The following is a 16551-nucleotide window of genomic DNA, read 5'->3' on the forward strand; positions in this document are numbered from 1 at the left end:
TCGTGTTTTCGTCTGGGTAAGGCCGGTGCTACGATCCCAGCCAATGGAGGATCACCCAACATGGCAGCAGTCTTCACCGTTCAAGACCAGGCCGAGGCGCTGGCGGAATTCCTCGAACGGTACCCGCGCGCACTGGTGCTGACGGGCGCGGGCCTGTCCACCGCTTCCGGCATTCCCGACTACCGCGACCGCGACGGCACCCGGCGCGGCCGGCAACCGATCCAGGGGCCGGAATTCCGGCGCTCGGCCGACATCCAGCGCCGCTACTGGGCGCGCAGCATGGTCGGCTGGCCGATCATGGCCCAGGCCCGGCCGAACGATGGCCACCGCGCCCTGGCCCGGCTCGAACGGCACGGCAGATTCGGCCACCTGCTGACCCAGAATGTCGACGGCCTGCACCAGCAGGCCGGCAGCCTTGCCGTGCTCGAACTGCACGGCAACGTCCACAGCGTCGCCTGCATGCATTGCAAGGCGCAGTTTGCACGGGCGTTCGTGCAGACGCTGCTCGAGGAAGCGAATCCGGAACTGGCGAATACGCTCGCTGCGCCCCTGCCCGATGGCGACGCGGCGATCGAGCCGGATGCCCTGACCGACTTCCACCTGCCCTTCTGTATCGAATGTGGCGGCGCGCTCCAGCCGGATGTCGTATTCTTTGGCGACGGCGTCCCGCCGCCGCGCACCGCCCGCGCACTGGCGCAGATGGAGGACGCCGACGCGCTGCTGGTGGTCGGGTCCTCGCTGATGGTGTATTCGGGCTTTCGCTTTTGCCGCATGGCCCAGGAAAGCGGCAAGCCGATTGCCGCGGTCAACCTCGGGCGCACGCGCGCCGACCACCTGATCGCACTCAAAATAGAAGAGTCGGCCGAGCGGCTGTTGCCGCGCGTCGCCGACCTGCTCCACGCGGAGGAGCCGGAGGAGTCACATCCAATCATCAATCACAGGGGGATTTCGTGACCAAGAGCTACCGCAGGACAATCAAGAGCAGCACGGCTTCCAGCCGATCGCACACGGGCGCCACGGCCGGCATGCTGTTGGCCGGGATCGGCCTGGCCGCGTCCTTTTTCTTTGTCCGCAACAAGACGAGGCAAGCCGAGCGCGACAATCCGCCGCAAGGGAAGTTCGTCGACGTCGACGGCGTGCGCCTGCACTACCTCGAACGCGGTACCGGGCCGGCTCTCGTCCTGCTGCACGGCAATGGGGTGTATTCGGCGGACTTCGACACCAGTGGCCTGTTGCAGCAGGCTGCCGCGCACTACCGCGTGATCGCCTTCGACCGCCCGGGTTTCGGCTATAGCGAGCGCCCGCGCGGCACCCTATGGACGCCCGAGAAGCAGGCGGCGCTGCTCCATCGCGCGCTCGAGCGGATCGGCGTGGAGTCTGCCATCGTGCTTGGTCATTCCTGGGGCACGATGGTCGCGCTGGCGATGGGACTGCAGCGGCCGGACGTCGTGCGCGGGCTGGTGCTGCTGTCGGGTTATTACTACCCGAGCGTGCGGCTGGACGTGGCGGCGTTCTCGTCGCCGGCGATTCCGGTCATCGGCGATGTGATGCGCTACACGGTGTCGCCCCTGCTGACGCGGCTGATGTGGCCGAGCCTCACGAAACGGACCTTCTCCCCGATGCCGGTCCCGCGCCGTTTCGATGCCTTCCCGATCTGGATGGCGCTGCGTCCGAAGCAGCTCCGCGCCAGTGCGGCGGAGACGGCGCTGATGATCCCGTCGGCGCTGTCGCTGTCGAAGCGCTACGCGGAACTGAAGGTGCCGGCGATCGTCGTGGCGGGTACCCGCGACAGGATCGTCGACGCCGGCCATAACTCGGAGCGTCTGCACGAGCGCCTTCCCGACAGCCAGTTGCAGCTCGAGCCCGGCGTGGGCCACATGACGCATTACGCCGATCCCGGGAAGGTGTTGGCGGCGATCGACGAGATCGCGGCCCGCGTGGGAGAGCCGGTGCATCCGCGCACGCCCGAGGCGGAAGCGCTGGCCAGGAACAGCGAGAGCGGGGTATGAGTTTCACCCGGGCGCCGGGCTGAAAAAAACGCCATCGCGGCCGATGGCCGGGATGGCGCCTGTCGAGTGCTGCGGAACGCGCCGCTCAGCCCTTGAGTACGTACTTGATGACGATGCCTGCGGTCAGCGCCGCGAAGATCACCAGCGACAGCCCGCCATGCAGCATCGGCGAGCCGATCGACACCTGGGACGTGCGCGGGTCCATTTCCATGCGCACCGCCTTGCCGAACATGACCGGGCGCAGGAAGCCGCGCACGCCCACCAGGATCATGCCGATGCCGAAGCACAGGTCGGCCGTGTTGTGCGTGCTCAGGCCGTTCGCCAGCGTCGGCAGGCCAAGCAGCAGTCCGAGGGCCAGCCACATGACGCGCGCGCCCGTGGAGAGACGCAGCCGGCTCCAGTCCATCATGCCGCCACCTCTGCCGGCGCGGCTGCGATGCGCAGCGAGTAATCGGTCGCACGCACGTCCTTGGTCAGGCTGCCGATCGAGATACGGTCCACGCCGGTCTCGGCGATCGCCCGCACGGTGTCCATGCCGACGCCGCCCGAGGCTTCCAGCAGCGCGCGGCCGACATTCACGCGCACCGCTTCGCGCATCATGTCGAGATTGAAGTTGTCGAGCAGGACCGACTTGACGCCGGCCGCCAGCGCTTCTTCCAGCTGGGCGATGGTCTCGACTTCGATCTGCACCGGCGCGCCGGAGTCCAGCGCGGCGGCTGCCTGCAGGGCCCGGGTCACGCCGCCGGCCGCCGCGATGTGGTTTTCCTTGATCAGGATGCCGTCGTACAGCGCCATGCGCTGGTTCTGGCCGCCGCCCACGCGCACCGCGTACTTCTGCGCCAGGCGCAGGCCCGGCAGGGTCTTGCGGGTGTCGAGGATGGCCGCATGCGTACCCTGGACCAGGTCGACGTACTTGCGGGTGGCCGTGGCCACGCCCGACAGCAGCTGCATGAAGTTGAGCGCCGCGCGCTCGGCCGTGAGCAGCGAGCGCGGGCAGCCCTCGATGGTGCAGACCACGCTATCGGCTTCCATCAGGTCGCCCTCGGCATATTTCCAGTCGATGGCGATGTCCTGGTCGACCGCCAGCATCACCCCTTCGAACCAGGGCGCCCCGCACAACACCGCCGCTTCGCGCACGATGACGCGCGCCTGCACGCGGGGTTCGAGCGGCACCAGCATGCCGGTCAGGTCGCCGGTGCCGACGTCTTCCAGCAGGGCCGCCAGGATATTCGCTTCGAAGGCCGCTTGCAGCTTCTCGTCGAGCTTGGCGTCCGAAATAAAAGGATTGCGCAGGGTCGTCATGCCGGGCCTACTCCGTTGAACAGGGAAGTGTTTTGCTCGAGCGCACCGCTCGGCAGGGCTTGCGCCTTCTTGGCGGCGGCGAAATCGAGCATGCGGTCGATCGCGCGCTTGGCCTGGCGGCCGATCTCCGGATCGACGTGCACCTCGTTGGCGGCGCTCTCAACGCTGTGTTCCAACGCCTCCGCCAGGTTCTTCAAGCCGTTCATGGCCATCCACGGGCAGTGCGCGCAGCTCTTGCAGGTGGCGCTGTTGCCGGCGGTCGGCGCTTCGATGAAGTGCTTGCCCGGCGCCGCGGCGCGCATCTTGTGCAGGATGCCGTTGTCGGTGGCGACGATGAAGGTGGTCGCAGGCAGGTTCACCGCCGCGTTGATCAGCTGGGTGGTCGATCCGACCACGTCGGCCTGGGCCACCACCGATGCCGGGGATTCCGGGTGCACCAGCACCTTGGCCTCCGGGTGCTCAAGCTTGAGCAGGTCCAGTTCGACGCCCTTGAATTCGTCGTGCACCAGGCAGGAGCCCTGCCACAGCAGCATGTCGGCGCCGGTCTGCTTCTGGATGTACGCACCCAGGTGGCGGTCGGGCGCCCACAGGATCTTCTTGCCCTGCTCGTGCAGGTGCCTGACGATGTCCAGGCCGATCGACGAGGTCACCATCCAGTCGGCGCGCGCCTTTACGGCGGCGCTGGTGTTGGCGTACACCACCACCGTGCGGTCCGGATGCTGGTCGCAGAAAGCCGCGAATTCGTCGGCCGGGCAGCCCAGGTCGAGCGAGCAGGTCGCGTCCAGGTCGGGCATCAGGATGGTCTTTTCCGGGCTCAGGATCTTGGCCGATTCGCCCATGAAGCGCACCCCGGCCACGACCAGGGTCCGGGCCGGGTGGTCACGGCCGAAACGCGCCATCTCGAGCGAATCGGAGACGCAGCCGCCGGTCTCCTCGGCCAGGTCCTGCAGGTCGGCGTCCACGTAGTAGTGGGCCACCAGCACCGCATCGCGCTCCTTCAGCAGGCGCTTGATGCGCTCTTTCAGCTCCGCTTTCTCGGCGGCGCTCGGCACGGCCGGCACGCGCGCCCAGGCTTCGGCGGTGGCCGGGTTGATGGTGCAGGCCGCGCCGACCTGGGGGTGGTCGTATTCGTAGGTCTTGATCGCGCTGTTCGTAATGGGAATAGTGATCATGCGGACGGATCTCCTATCAGTCGATGCCCTGGCTGGTCAGGTATTCTTCGTAGTTGCCGCGGAAGTCGATGACCTCGTTTTCACGGATCTCGAGGATGCGGGTCGCCAGCGAGGAGACGAACTCGCGGTCGTGCGAGACGAAGATCAGGGTGCCGGCATATTTATCAAGCGCAATATTGAGCGACTCGATCGATTCCATGTCCATGTGGTTGGTCGGCTCGTCGAGCAGCATCACGTTGTGACGGCCCAGCATCAGCTTGCCGTACATCATGCGGCCCTTCTCGCCACCGGAGAGCACCTTGACCGACTTCTTCACTTCGTCGCCGCCGAACAGCAGGCGGCCCAGGATCGAGCGCACCGCCTGGTCGTCGTCGCCTTCCTGGGTCCACTGGCCCATCCAGTCGGTGAGGTTCTCGCCGCTGGCGAACTCCTCGGTCGGATCCTGCGGCATGTAGCCGACGTCGGCGTTCTCGGCCCACTTCACGCGGCCCTGGTCGGCGCCGAGACCGCTGATGTCTTCTCCGCCGATGCAGCGCAGCAGCGTGGTCTTGCCGGCGCCGTTGGCGCCGATGATCGCGATGCGCTCGCCGGCCTCGACCATGATCGAGAAGTTCTTGAACAGCTGGCGGTCGTAGGCTTTCGACAGGCCTTCGGTTTCCACCGCCAGGCGGTGCAGCTTCTTCTCGCCTTCGAAGCGGACGAACGGATAGGCGCGCGAGGACGGCTTGAATTCCTCGATCTTGATCTTGTCGATCATCTTGGCGCGCGAGGTCGCCTGGCGCGCCTTGGACTTGTTGGCCGAGAAGCGGCGCACGAAGTCCTGCAGTTCGGCGACCTTTTCCTTGGCCTTGGCATTGTTGGCCAGCTGCTGGTTGCGGGCCTGGGTCGAGGCCAGCATGTAGTCGTCGTAGTTGCCCGGATAGACCTTGAGGGTGCCGTAGTCCATGTCGGCCACGTGGGTGCAGACCTGGTTCAGGAAGTGACGATCGTGCGAGATGATGATCATCGTCGAGTTGCGCTGGTTCAGGATGTCCTCGAGCCAGCGGATCGTGTTGATGTCCAGGTTGTTGGTCGGTTCGTCGAGCAGCAGGATGTCCGGGTTCGAGAACAGGGCCTGGGCCAGCAGCACGCGCAGTTTCCAGCCCGGCGCCACGGCGCTCATCGGGCCCTGGTGCAGGTCGCCGGCGATGTCCAGGCCCAGCAGCAGTTCGCCGGCGCGCGCTTCGGCCGAGTAGCCGTCGTATTCGGCGACCTTGCCTTCGAGCTCGGCGGCCTTCATGTAGTCCTCGTCGGTCGCGTCCGGGTTCGCGTAGATGGCGTCGCGCTCGGAGATGGCGTTCCAGAGTTCGGTGTGCCCCATCATGACGACGTCCAGCACGCGCACGTCTTCGTTGGCGAACTGGTCCTGGCGCAGTTTACCGAGGCGCTCGCCCGGATCGAGGCTGACGTTGCCGGCCGATGGCTCCAGGTCGCCGCCCAGGATCTTCATGAAGGTCGACTTGCCGCAGCCGTTTGCGCCGATCAGGCCGTAACGGTTGCCGTCACCGAACTTGACGGAAATGTTCTCGAACAGCGGCTTGGCGCCGAATTGCATCGTGATGTTGGCTGTGGATAGCACTGGGAGACCTTTAAAAGCGAGTTAGCAACGATGTTGCCGAATAACCCGCGATTTTACCATCCTGGGGGCGCAGGGCGAAATCCTTGCCCCGTTTGCGCCCCGGGACGCCAGCTCAGCCGCAGTGGCCCGCCAGGCGCAGGGTCGGATAATCGGACAGCGCCAGGCTGAAACCGTCCGCATCCGAGGCCAGCCGGCCCTGCGCCCCGAACGGGATCGTCACCCGGCGCGGGATGTGGCCGAAGCTCAGGCCATGGATGACCGGCACCGGCAACGTGGCGCGCAGGTGGGCCAGCATGGTGTCGAAATCGTAGCCATTGTCGTTGGGCGCCAGCTTGTAGCCCGAGAAGTCGCCCAGCACGACCGCGCGCTGGCGCGCCAGCACACCGGCCTGGTCCAGTTGCAGCAGCATGCGCTCGACCCGGTAGGGATGCTCGGCGATGTCTTCCAGGTACAGGATGCCGCCGTCGATGCGCGGGAAATACGGCGTGCCCAGCAGCGAGACGATCATCGCCAGGTTGCCGCCCCAGACGGTGCCCTCTTCCTGGATGGACGGGTTGCCGCGCGCGCACTCGGTAATGGTATGGGCCGGACCCGCCAGGCAGCGCCAGAAGTCGTCCAGGGTGAACCGGACCGGCTCCCTGGCGCCGAAATCGCCGGCGATCATCGGACCGGCATAGCTCAGTGCGCCGGTCCGGGCCATCAGGCCCATGTGGATGGCCGTGATGTCCGAAAAGCCGACCACCAGCTTGCCGCTGGCGGCGATCGCCTCGAAGTCGATGTGCGGCAGCAGGCGGGTGCTGCCGTAGCCGCCGCGCAGCGCCATGATGATCTGCACGTCGGGGTCGGCGACCGCCGCCCGCAGCTGCTCCAGCCGTCCCTGGTCGGTGCCGCCGAAGCGCTCGTGGATGCCGGCGTGGTCGTAGTAGTTATGGACGAGGCAGCCATGCTGCTCGAGGCGGGCGATGCCGCGGTCGACGGCGCAGGGCTCGAGCGCCTGGCCGGCCGGGGCCACGATGGCGATGCCGATTTGTTGGGTGATCACTGGTTGACGACTATTGTTTGACGAATAAGCGAGGTGTTGAGTCCGGCAACATCTTACCCCTGGCGTGGGCGTCGATCAAGGCAAGCAGGCGCTCGACGAGTTGCGGCGGCAAGTCGTGGCCCATGCCCTCGATGATTTCGAGGCGGGCGCCGGGGATGCGACTGGCGGTGTCTTCGCCGCAGGCGAGCGGCACCAGCGGGTCGGCGGCGCCGTGGATGATGAGGGATGGCGCGGTGATGGTGCGCAGCAGCGCGCAGCGGTCGCCCGAGGCGGCAATGGCCATCGTCTGGCGCGCTACCCCCGCCGGGCAATAGCTCCGGTGAACCGAACGGGCCACCCGCTTGCGCAAGACCTTGTCGGGCGTCGGGTAGGACGGGCTGCCGATGCCGCGCGCCACGCTGAGCTCATGCGCGATGATGCTCTCGGTGTCGGCCGGATCGGCAGGGCGGCGCGCCAGCAGCTTGCTGATTTTTTTCTCCGGACCCGGAAGGCCGCGCCGGCAACTGCTCGACATGATGGAAGTCAGGCTGAGGATGCGCTGCGGGTAACGCGCCGCCAGGATCTGGGCGATCATGCCGCCCATCGCGACCCCGACCACGTGGGCGCGCGCCACACCGAGCGCGGACAGCACACCAATCGCGTCTTCGGCCATGTCGTCGAGGCGGTAGGCGGCGCGCAGCGGCCAGCCGAGCTTCGACTTGAACCGGGCCAGGCCCAGATTGGGCACCCCGGCCCGCTCGAACTTGGTGGACAGGCCGCAATCGCGGTGATCGAAACGGATGACGTAGAAGCCGAGCTCGACCAGACCGTCGACGAACTCGTCGGGCCAGGCGCTCAGCTGCATGCCGAGCCCATGCACCAGCAGCAGCGGCGGGGCTTTGGGGTCGCCTGCGGTGTCGAAGGCGATGCGGATTCCGTTGGCGTTCAGCGTAGGCATGGCAACGTGTCGGCCGCTCAGGCGGCGTGAGCTCATCGAAACAGCAGGCTAGGCTCGCCGCGAAAGCGGCATGCGGCCAGCATATCACTTTCGACATCACGCGGGCGCTCGCGCGAGCGTACGATTTGTCTTACGCCGGGGGAGCCGCGTCAGTCCACCGCGGGCAGCCTGCGCGCAGCGGCGCGGCGCTCCGCGAAAAACGCTTTCAGCAGGCTGCTGGCCTCGACGGCCAACAGCCCGCCCACCACCTCGGTGTGGTGATTGAGCCGGTTCTCGTCGAACAGGTTGAGCACCGACCCGCAGGCGCCGGTCTTCGGGTCGACCGCCCCATACACCACGCGCGCCAGGCGCGCATGCATCATCGCGCCCGAACACATGATGCAGGGTTCCAGGGTGACGTACAGCTCGCAGCCCGGCAGCCGGTAGTTGCCGAGCTTTTCGGCGGCCGCGCGCAGGGCGACGATCTCGGCGTGCGCGGTCGGATCGTGGCGCCCGATCGGCCGGTTGTAGCCGGTGGCGATGACTTCGCCGTCCTTGACCACCACCGCGCCGACCGGCACCTCGCCCTCGGCCCAGGCCAGCCGGGCCTGATCGAGGGCCAGCTGCATGTACCCGACGGCGCCGGGCTCGGGTATCGCTGACTCAGTCATCCGTGACTTCGGCCCAGCAGTTCGGGGTCTCGTGCAGCACCAGTTTGTGCAGGCGCAGGCCGGTGCCGTAGCGGTCGGTGAACACCGTCTTGAGGATAGTGAAGGCGACGCGCGCCAGGTTTTCGACGGTCGGGATGCAGTCGATCACCACGGTCTTGTGGTCGGGCAGCGAGCCCAGGAACTCGCGCACGCTGTCATCCTTTTCATAGACCAGGAAGGCATGGTCCCACACGTCGACCAGGTGCTGCTTGGCCAGGGTCTTGACGTCGGAAAAATCCATGATCATGCCGTTGTCGGAATTTCCCTCGAGGTCGATGACATCGCCGGTCAGCGTGATCTCGAGGGTGTAGCGGTGCCCGTGCAGGTTGCGGCACTGGCTCTTGTGGTCGGGAATGCGATGGCCTGCATCGAATTCCAGCTTGCGGGTAATGGTCAGCATGGGGTGCTCGGTAGATTCTGGCGAACTTGTGAATCGCTTGATGAATCCCTCAGGGGATCTGGAGGAGTTTATGGGTCTGGAGGCTCAGCTTCCACCTCGGGTTGCGGCGGCAGGTCTCGATCGCCAGACGCGTGTTGTGCGCGGCGAGCGGGCCGTCCATCGGCTGCACGTAGAAATGCTCGAAATCGAGCTGCTCGTAGGCAGCCAGGTCCTGGCCCGCCTGCGGGATGACGACCTTGATCTCGCTGCCCTTGGCGACCACCAGCGTCGCGCCCATCTTCGGGCTGACGCAGACCCAGTCCACCCCTTCCGGCACCGGCAGGGTGCCATTGGTCTCGATCGCGATCGTGAAGCCGCGCGCGTGCATCGCATCGATCAGCGGGCGGTCCAGTTGCAGCAGCGGCTCGCCGCCGGTGAACACCACGTACTTGCTGGCGGCATGCGCCGATGGCCACAGGCCGTCGATCTCGGCAGCGAGCGCGTCGGGATCGCGGAACTTGCCGCCGCGCTCGCCGTCGGTGCCGACGAAATCGGTATCGCAGAAGGTGCACACGGCTGCCGCGCGGTCGGCCTCGCGCCCGGTCCAGAGGTTGCAACCGGAAAACCGGCAAAACACGGCCGGACGCCCCGCGTGGGCGCCTTCGCCCTGCAGGGTGTAGAAGATCTCTTTGATGCTGTAAGTCACGTTAAGCCTCTCGTCAACCTTCCATTATAACCGGCGCCGCGCCTGTCGTGGGCGCCCCCCCGCCGGCGCCGGCCGGACGGGGGCGACCGGGACGCTGTTCATGCATTGAGAATGAGCAATATTTCTGATCGGAATGCGGTGTACCTTCATACGGAATCTTCCGAATGCTAGTCAGAAGGATGCTATGAGCAAGCCCACTTCATTCCTAAGCTACGTATCCGCGTTCGCTGCAATGGCAGTGAGCGCGCCCGCCGCTGCCGCCCTGCCCCTGCCGCTGCGCGGCACGGCCCCCGAGCTGGTGGCGGCCGGCATGGTCAGCCTGGCCTGCCTCGCCCTGGCAATGCTGCTGCAGCGCCGCGCGCAGGCTGCCCACGAGCGCACCCGCGCGCTCGAGCAGCGCTTGGAGGCGGAGCGCGGGGCGCACGCCGACGTCGAGGACGCCCTCGCCGGCAGTCATGAGGTGCTGTGCCGGCTGGTGCGCCAGCAGGAGCACGTGCGCGAGGCCGAGCGCACCCGGATCGCCCGCGACCTGCACGACGAACTGGGGCATCGGCTGTTGTCGCTGCGGGTGGAGCTGGCCCTGCAGCAGGCGGCCATGCGCGGCACCTCCCCGGCCGCGCACGACAAGCTGAGTCTCGCGATCGCCAACCTGGACGCCGTCATCCGGTCGGTGCGTACGATCGTCGCCGGGCTGCGCCCGATCGGGCCGGGCCAGAACCTGCGCCAGGCCGCCGAACGCCACCTGGCCGAGTTCGCCCGCCTGAACGGCCTGGACTACCGCTTCGACGCCAGCTCCCTCGACGACAGCCGGCGCGACCCGGAGCACGATGCGGTGCTGTTCCGCGTACTGCAGGAGTCGCTCTCGAATGTGGCCCGTCATGCCCAGGCCACGCTGGTGTGCGTGACCCTGGTGGAATCGGCCGCCGAAGCGGTCCTGAAGGTCGAGGACGACGGTATCGGCCCGCCCGGCCCGGACCGGCTCGACGCGCACAGCTGCGGGATCGACGGCATGCGCGAACGCACCGAGGCGCTCGGCGGAAGCCTGGCGCTGTCGGCCGGCCGGCGCGGCGGAACGATCGTGTGCGCGACGCTTCCCTTGGCTCGCATGGCGGCAGCCGCTCCCGCGTAGTGCTTGCCAACTTACTCACTCGAGAATTTGCCTTGCTGAAAATCAAGAAGGTCGAGCCTGCGCGGTAGCAGAATCGTTTCCTGTTGGCAGTCATTCGATTGCCCGACCGGAACCGCAGAGGACGACCATGATCAGCGCATCCATCACCGGCACAGGTGCCGGCGCCAGTACACCCGCCCACGCCGCACAGGTCGGAGACGGCGCATTCGTCGGGCAGCTGGTGGCGTCCCTGTCGATTCCGGTTTTCGTGCTCGACACCGAGGGCCGGGTCATGATCTGGAACCGCGCGTGCGAGCAGCTGACCGGGGTCGCGGCCCACGAAGTGCTGGGAACCAGCGAACATTGGCGCAGCTTCCACGAGCACCCGCGCCCGACCCTGGCCGACCTGGTCCTGCAGAACCGGACCGATGAGGTGCGCCGCATCCTGCCCCGCTGTGCGCCGGAAGCTTCGCCCGCCAGCCTGTGCATCGAGAGCTGGTTCGACATGCCGCGGGCCGGCCGCCGCCGTTACCTGGCGGCCGACGCCAGCCCGATCTTCGGCGCCGACGGCACGCTGGCGGCGGTGGTGGAGACGCTGCGCGATCTCACCGACGAAAAGATGGCCCAGGTGGCGCTCGAGCAACTGGCAACCCGTGACGGCTTGACCGGCCTGGCCAACCGCCGCTGCTTCGACGACACCCTGCACGCCGAATGGGCGCGCGCACTGCGCCAGCAACAGCCGCTGTCGCTCCTGATGGTCGATGTCGACAACTTCAAGGCCTACAACGACGCCAACGGCCACCTCGGCGGGGACGAATGCCTGAAACGGATCGCCAAGGCGGTAGCGAGCGAGATGCGCGCCAACGACCTGGTGGCGCGCTATGGGGGCGAAGAATTCGCGGTGATCCTGCCGAACCAGTCGCTCAAGGGCGCCGCCATCGTCGCCGAACGCATCCGCTGCCGTGTCGAACAGCTGCAACTGCCCTCCAGCGCCCCCACCCGCCACGTCACGGTCTCGATCGGTGCCGCCACCGCCATCGCCGGCCCGGACAACAATGCCAGTCAGCTGATGGCCACCGCCGATGCCGCCCTGTACCGGGCCAAGCACCTGGGCCGGAACCGCATCAGCCTGCCCCTCAGCGAAGCAGCCTGAGCCCCGCGCCGACAAAGGAATCGGCGCCTTCGAGGCGCCGATTCCTTGCAAGCAGATGGCTGCGCCGGCTGGCCGGGTTCGCCGGCGCGCCGCTGCAGCTTACGAGGTCATGCGGTCCCAGCCATGACGCACCGCCGACTTCATTTTCTCCCAGGTCGACTGGCCGCTATAGCCGTAGCGGGTATCCCAGTCGGTGCGCAGGTCGTTCTCGACCTCGCCCCACTGGCGGCCGCGGTACTTCGGATCCTGCGCCATCGAGGCACCGTAGGAATAGGCAGGCTTGTAGTCGTCGTAGCTGCCGGCGTCGGACACCGTGCTGTACGTCGCGTTCCAGTGGGAGCGGTATTCACGCTCATTGTCGTCGTCGTCGGTCATGCGGTCCCAGCCGTGGCGAACGGCGGACTTCATCTTGTCCCAGGCGCCGGAGACCGCGGCGCCGGCGCCGCTGGTGGTGACGCCGCTGCGGTCGGTGCTGGCGGGAGCCGCGATACGCGAATCCCAGCCCCTGCGCAGGTCGCCCTCGATGTCGTCATACGGCCGATTGCGGTACAGCTCGCTCTTGCGCATCTCGGCGCCGTACGAATACGCCGGCTTGACGCTCTCGTAGTCCATGCCCGAGTCGCTCAGGTGGGTGTCGTAGTGCTTGCGGTAGTGGGTGTCGTCGTCATGGTCGGACGTGATGCGGTCCCAGCCGTGGCGTACCGCGGCCTTCATCTTTTCCCAGGTCGAGGGGCCGCCGCTGGCGCGGGTATCCCAGTCGCTTTGCAGGTCACGCTCGACCTGGTCCCACTGGCGGCCGCGGTACTTGCCGCTGCGCGCCATGGCCGAGCCGTAGCTGTAGGCAGGCGCGTAGTCGTCGTACGCATCGCCGCTCGCGCCATAGGTGCTGTCGAAGTGCTGGCGGTAATAGCTGTCGTCGTCGCGCAGGTCCGACATGGCGTGCGTGTCGCCGTCCAGGCGCTGCACCTCGACCTCGGTATGGCGCACCGTGTCGTGAATCTGTTGCTGGCGCTCGCTCACCTGCTTGCCGACCGACACTTCCTCGACGATGCGCGCCGATTTCTCGACCACCGCTTCCTCGGAGGTCTCGCGCATCTCGATCGACTGTTCGCGGAAGGCCGTATCGGCCTCGCTCAGGGGACGGTCGACCGGGCGGCGCTGGACGTCCACGTGTTCTTCGCGCAGGCTGACGCTTTCGTTGACCGGCGTTTCGACCATGCGCGAGTAGATGCGCACGCCGCCGCGCTGGACTTCGCGCTTGCCGACCCGCAGTTGCTCTTCAACTACCGGGATGCTCTGGGTGCCGCCGGCGCGCAGCGCGTCGGCGCCCAGGGTGTCGGTGCGGCCCGTGCCGGCCTGATAGCCGGTGTCGAGCTGTTGCGAACCGGCGCCGGTGGCGGCCCCGGCCGCGGACTGGCTGCCGCCATCGAGCTGGCGCGACCCCAGGTGCGAATGGGTGGGACTGCCGACCGGGTCGCCGCCCAGGCCCGAACCGGGCGACTGGATCGCGCCGGTCGGGGTCGAGCCCTGCAGCGTGCCGCCCTGCTGGGCCGAGCTCAGGAACGAGGTGTCGCTCTTCTGGGTGCCCTCGAGCGCGGAAGACTGCACCGCGTTCTGCTGCAGGGACGATCCTTGCAGCGAGGTGCCGCCGGTGGCGCTCAGGCCGCTCTTGCCCTGCGGTTCCTGGTAGGTCTGGCCCATGGGCTCGGCCTGGTTGAGCGACTGCTGGGCGAACAGCTTGCGGTCACCCGGGTTGTCGAGCTGCCGGTCGACGCCAGCGCCCGACTGCATCGCCATGCCGCTGGTCTGTTGCATGCCGCCCGCGCCGCCGGCGCGCATCGACTCCGACATGCCCGGCGACATGCCGCTCGCCATGGCGCCCGCGCTCATCGAGCCTGCGCCCGTTGCCTGCTCGTCGATGTCGGTCGGCCCGTAGCGCTCGACGATGTCGGCCGCGCGCTCGACTTCGGGCAGCGAATCGGCGCTGACGGTCAGCACATGGTGGCCGCGCGTGACGGCGCCCTCGTATTTGCTGGCATGCACGCTGTTGTCGGCACCGAACAGGTCGGTGAAGAAGTTCTTGATGCTGGCGCCGATGCCGCTGCCGTCGTCGTCCGCATCGGTATTGACGGAGTTCGCACCGGTCACGCTATCGGTCATGCCGGTCGGGTCGGCGTTCGACAGGCGCACGTCCTGGCGGGAAAAATTCGACGACAGGAGTTCATTCATCGCATTCTGTGCATCGGTCCGGTTATCGAACACGGCTACAAGGGTATGTTGCATGGTCGTTCCTCCGTGATGGTGAAATCAAAGGCCTCATGGCCGTCAGGCTAGTGAGTTGAGATTACATCAATCCCCCGCAGGCGCGCGCGCGCCTGCCGGGCCGGTCCGGCGGAGCGAGGCCGACAGTGAATACGAATGAAAAAACGGCGCCGCAGCGCCGTTCTTCCCGGGTGGTCGACAGCTTCAGTCAGTCATGCGGTCCCAGCCATGACGGACCGCGGCCTTCATCTTTTCCCAGGTCGAGGGGCCGCCGGTATGGCGCGCGTCCCAGTCGGACCGCAGGTCGCCTTCGACGTCGTCCCATTGGCGGCCCTTGTACTGGCTGCGCATCTGCGAGCCGTAGGTGTAAGCTGGCGCATAGTCGTCGTACGAACCGCCGGTGGCGGCATAGTTGGCCTGGTAGTGGCTGCGGTACTCGCTGTCGTCGTCGGCGCCGGCCAGGCGCTCGACCTCGACTTCGGTGTGGCGCACGGTGTCCTTGATCTGCTCCTGGCGCTGGTTGACCTGCTTGCCGACGGTCACCTCTTCGACGACGCGGGCCGACTTCTGCACCACGGCTTCCTCGGAGGTTTCGCGCATCTCGATGGTCTGCTCCTTGAAGGCGGTGGCGTCGGTCGGGCTGATCGGCTGGTCGACCGTGCGGCGCTGCACGTCCACGTGTTCCTCGCGCAGGTTGACGCTTTCGTTGACCGGGGTCTCGACCACGTGCGAGAAGATGCGCACGCCGCCGCGCTGGACTTCGCGCTTGCCGACCTTCAGCTCTTCTTCCACCACCGGAATCGACTGGGTCGCGCCGGACTGGGTAGACGTGTCGCGCTGCAGCGAATCGGTGCGCGCGGTGCTGCCCTGCAGGTTGGCCGACTGGGCCGACATCGGCGCCGACTGCTGGCGGCCGCTGTCCATGCCCATGGCGCCGGCCGACATCGCGCCGCCGTCCGAATGCTCGTCGATGTCGATCGGGCCGAAACGCTCGACGATATCGGCGGCACGCTCGACTTCCGGCAGCGAGTCGGCCGACAGGGTCACGACGCACTTGCCGCTGGAGACGGCGCCTTCGTAGCGGTTGACGTGGGAACGGTCGTGGTCGTCGCTGCCGAACAGGTCGCTGAAGAAGTGCTTGATGCTGCTGCCGATGCCGGTATCGCTGTCGTGGGCGTGGGTGGAGGCGGTGCTGCCGGTGCTGCCGGTGCTGCCGCCGCTGGACATGCGCACCTCCTGGCGCGAGAAGCCCGAGGCAAGCAGTTCGTCCATCGCGCTCTGGGCGTCGGCGTTGTTGTCGAATACGGCTACCAAAGTATGTTGCATGGTCGTTCCTCCATCATTGGTGGGTATCGGATGCTGGGGGCGGCGCGGTTTCGTCGAAGCGCTCGACCTCGACCCGCTCCGCCTTGAGCGGAACGGTGTCGCGGTAGTGCTCCTCGTGCCGCACGCGGGTGATGTGCAGTTCTTCCTTGATGCGCAGGCGGCGTTCGACCACCAGCACTTCTTCGAGAACCGGCACCACCAGCGTGTCGCCTTCGTAGCGGGTTGCAGGTGCTTCTTCCGGCGCGACGATACGGTCCACGGAAACGTGCCGGACGTTCACCTCGTCGCGCGCGAGGCGCTCGTCGATGGTGACCGGCTGTTCGGAGACCGTCTTGTGAATGCGTACGCCGCGTCCGGTTTCAACGACGCGGGTCCCGACGGCCAGTTGCTCTTCGATCACGGGAATGCGCATGCCTTCCTGCTGCTTGTTCTCGGAGATATTGCTCGACATCCGGAGGGCTCCTCGCATCGCTGGTTTCAGAGCGAACGAGCTTACTCTTTTCCCGACGGGGCATGCGCACCCTTGCTACTTAGAATGATGAGCCGCGCATACGGCGCGATTGCGCCGCGCGCAAGCGGACCGCGGGGGTCAGGCGAAGGGGTTGTCGACCTGCCGGATATCGGGCGGCGGCAGGCGGTCCGGAAGCGCGCGCGCTTCGAGGGCGGCGACCACGGCGCCGAGTTGCTCGTGCAGGCGGCGCGCCGCCGCCAGTCCGGCCTTGTCGGCGGTCAGGTCGAGATCGCCCGAGATACTGATGCGGTCGAGGCGGTTCTCCAGCATCAGGTTGCCGATCTCGAGCACATCGGCTTCGTTGGCGAAGGGGGTGAAATTCTTGTTGCGACTCATG

Annotated in this window: 16 protein-coding genes and 1 pseudogene; 4 read left to right on the forward strand and 13 right to left on the reverse strand. The window is 67.1% G+C overall.

The window, feature by feature from the left end; translation table 11 throughout:
* Nucleotides 1-60 precede the first annotated feature (60 nt).
* A complete protein-coding gene (locus tag IM543_13245) occupies nucleotides 61-954 on the forward strand; it encodes an NAD-dependent protein deacetylase (protein QOY92584.1) in 894 nt (297 codons plus the stop codon).
* A 71-nt stretch (nucleotides 955-1025) separates the two neighbouring features.
* Nucleotides 1026-2009, forward strand: coding sequence for an alpha/beta hydrolase (locus IM543_13250; GenBank protein ID QOY96672.1), 984 nt, complete (start codon nucleotides 1026-1028; stop codon nucleotides 2007-2009).
* Nucleotides 2010-2094: 85 nt separating this feature from the next.
* Here the strand turns inward: IM543_13250 and IM543_13255 are convergent, their stop codons facing one another.
* The 9 genes from IM543_13255 to queE form a co-directional block, all read right to left on the reverse strand.
* Complete coding sequence (locus tag IM543_13255) at nucleotides 2095-2415, reverse strand: hypothetical protein (GenBank protein ID QOY96673.1); 321 nt, start codon at nucleotides 2413-2415, stop codon at nucleotides 2095-2097.
* Entirely contained in the window at nucleotides 2415-3311 is an 897-nt protein-coding gene (locus IM543_13260) for a carboxylating nicotinate-nucleotide diphosphorylase (GenBank protein QOY92585.1), read from the reverse strand. Before IM543_13260 ends, IM543_13255 begins: the two co-directional genes overlap by 1 nt.
* Nucleotides 3308-4483 carry a quinolinate synthase NadA gene (nadA, locus tag IM543_13265; protein QOY92586.1) on the reverse strand — a complete coding sequence of 392 codons (1176 nt, stop codon included), beginning with the start codon at nucleotides 4481-4483 and terminating at the stop codon, nucleotides 3308-3310. Before nadA ends, IM543_13260 begins: the two co-directional genes overlap by 4 nt.
* Before the next feature lie 16 nt (nucleotides 4484-4499).
* Complete coding sequence (locus IM543_13270; GenBank protein ID QOY92587.1) at nucleotides 4500-6101, reverse strand: ABC-F family ATPase; 1602 nt, start codon at nucleotides 6099-6101, stop codon at nucleotides 4500-4502.
* A 112-nt stretch (nucleotides 6102-6213) separates the two neighbouring features.
* Nucleotides 6214-7143, reverse strand: coding sequence for a muramoyltetrapeptide carboxypeptidase (gene ldcA, locus IM543_13275; protein ID QOY92588.1), 930 nt, complete (start codon nucleotides 7141-7143; stop codon nucleotides 6214-6216).
* Between the two features lie 10 nt (nucleotides 7144-7153).
* Nucleotides 7154-8080 (reverse strand): alpha/beta hydrolase, encoded by a 927-nt coding sequence (locus IM543_13280; protein ID QOY92589.1) that lies wholly within the window; start codon nucleotides 8078-8080, stop codon nucleotides 7154-7156.
* Nucleotides 8081-8229: 149 nt separating this feature from the next.
* Nucleotides 8230-8730, reverse strand: a complete 501-nt coding sequence (gene tadA / locus IM543_13285) for a tRNA adenosine(34) deaminase TadA (GenBank protein ID QOY92590.1) — start codon at nucleotides 8728-8730, stop codon at nucleotides 8230-8232.
* Nucleotides 8723-9169: a 6-carboxytetrahydropterin synthase QueD gene (queD, locus tag IM543_13290; protein QOY92591.1), complete on the reverse strand. Its 447-nt coding sequence runs from the start codon at nucleotides 9167-9169 to the stop codon at nucleotides 8723-8725. Before queD ends, tadA begins: the two co-directional genes overlap by 8 nt.
* Before the next feature lie 49 nt (nucleotides 9170-9218).
* Nucleotides 9219-9854 carry a 7-carboxy-7-deazaguanine synthase gene (queE, locus tag IM543_13295; GenBank protein QOY92592.1) on the reverse strand — a complete coding sequence of 212 codons (636 nt, stop codon included), beginning with the start codon at nucleotides 9852-9854 and terminating at the stop codon, nucleotides 9219-9221.
* A gap of 238 nt (nucleotides 9855-10092) precedes the next feature.
* Here queE and IM543_13300 point away from each other — a divergent pair, with 238 nt between their 5' ends.
* Nucleotides 10093-10983 (forward strand): sensor histidine kinase, encoded by an 891-nt coding sequence (locus tag IM543_13300; protein QOY92593.1) that lies wholly within the window; start codon nucleotides 10093-10095, stop codon nucleotides 10981-10983.
* Between the two features lie 127 nt (nucleotides 10984-11110).
* Nucleotides 11111-12115 (forward strand): diguanylate cyclase, encoded by a 1005-nt coding sequence (locus tag IM543_13305; GenBank protein ID QOY92594.1) that lies wholly within the window; start codon nucleotides 11111-11113, stop codon nucleotides 12113-12115.
* A gap of 672 nt (nucleotides 12116-12787) precedes the next feature.
* Here the strand turns inward: IM543_13305 and IM543_13310 are convergent.
* The 4 genes and pseudogenes from IM543_13310 to IM543_13325 all read right to left on the reverse strand — a co-directional run bounded on the left by IM543_13310 (nucleotide 12788) and on the right by IM543_13325 (nucleotide 16550).
* Nucleotides 12788-13816: pseudogene (locus IM543_13310) on the reverse strand (YsnF/AvaK domain-containing protein).
* Nucleotides 13817-14581: 765 nt separating this feature from the next.
* A complete protein-coding gene (locus tag IM543_13315) occupies nucleotides 14582-15703 on the reverse strand; it encodes a YsnF/AvaK domain-containing protein (GenBank protein ID QOY92595.1) in 1122 nt (373 codons plus the stop codon).
* Nucleotides 15704-15716: 13 nt separating this feature from the next.
* Nucleotides 15717-16103 (reverse strand): DUF2382 domain-containing protein, encoded by a 387-nt coding sequence (locus IM543_13320; GenBank protein QOY96674.1) that lies wholly within the window; start codon nucleotides 16101-16103, stop codon nucleotides 15717-15719.
* A gap of 189 nt (nucleotides 16104-16292) precedes the next feature.
* On the reverse strand, nucleotides 16293-16550 hold the full coding sequence (locus tag IM543_13325) for a hypothetical protein (protein QOY92596.1): 258 nt from the start codon (nucleotides 16548-16550) through the stop codon (nucleotides 16293-16295).
* Nucleotide 16551: the final 1 nt, after the last annotated feature.

This window comes from Massilia sp. UMI-21, assembly GCA_015277795.1.
Classification (GTDB): Bacteria; Pseudomonadota; Gammaproteobacteria; order Burkholderiales; family Burkholderiaceae_D; genus Telluria.

Coding starts and splice junctions, on each gene's coding strand:
- IM543_13245 (QOY92584.1), top strand. CDS start 61: ATGGCAGCAGTCTTCACCGTTCAAGACCAGGCCGAGGCGCTGGCGGAA.
- IM543_13250 (QOY96672.1), top strand. CDS start 1,026: ATGCTGTTGGCCGGGATCGGCCTGGCCGCGTCCTTTTTCTTTGTCCGC.
- IM543_13255 (QOY96673.1), bottom strand. CDS start 2,415: ATGGACTGGAGCCGGCTGCGTCTCTCCACGGGCGCGCGCGTCATGTGG.
- IM543_13260 (QOY92585.1), bottom strand. CDS start 3,311: ATGACGACCCTGCGCAATCCTTTTATTTCGGACGCCAAGCTCGACGAG.
- nadA (QOY92586.1), bottom strand. CDS start 4,483: ATGATCACTATTCCCATTACGAACAGCGCGATCAAGACCTACGAATAC.
- IM543_13280 (QOY92589.1), bottom strand. CDS start 8,080: ATGCCTACGCTGAACGCCAACGGAATCCGCATCGCCTTCGACACCGCA.
- tadA (QOY92590.1), bottom strand. CDS start 8,730: ATGACTGAGTCAGCGATACCCGAGCCCGGCGCCGTCGGGTACATGCAG.
- queD (QOY92591.1), bottom strand. CDS start 9,169: ATGCTGACCATTACCCGCAAGCTGGAATTCGATGCAGGCCATCGCATT.
- IM543_13305 (QOY92594.1), top strand. CDS start 11,111: ATGATCAGCGCATCCATCACCGGCACAGGTGCCGGCGCCAGTACACCC.
- IM543_13315 (QOY92595.1), bottom strand. CDS start 15,703: ATGCAACATACTTTGGTAGCCGTATTCGACAACAACGCCGACGCCCAG.
- IM543_13325 (QOY92596.1), bottom strand. CDS start 16,550: ATGAGTCGCAACAAGAATTTCACCCCCTTCGCCAACGAAGCCGATGTG.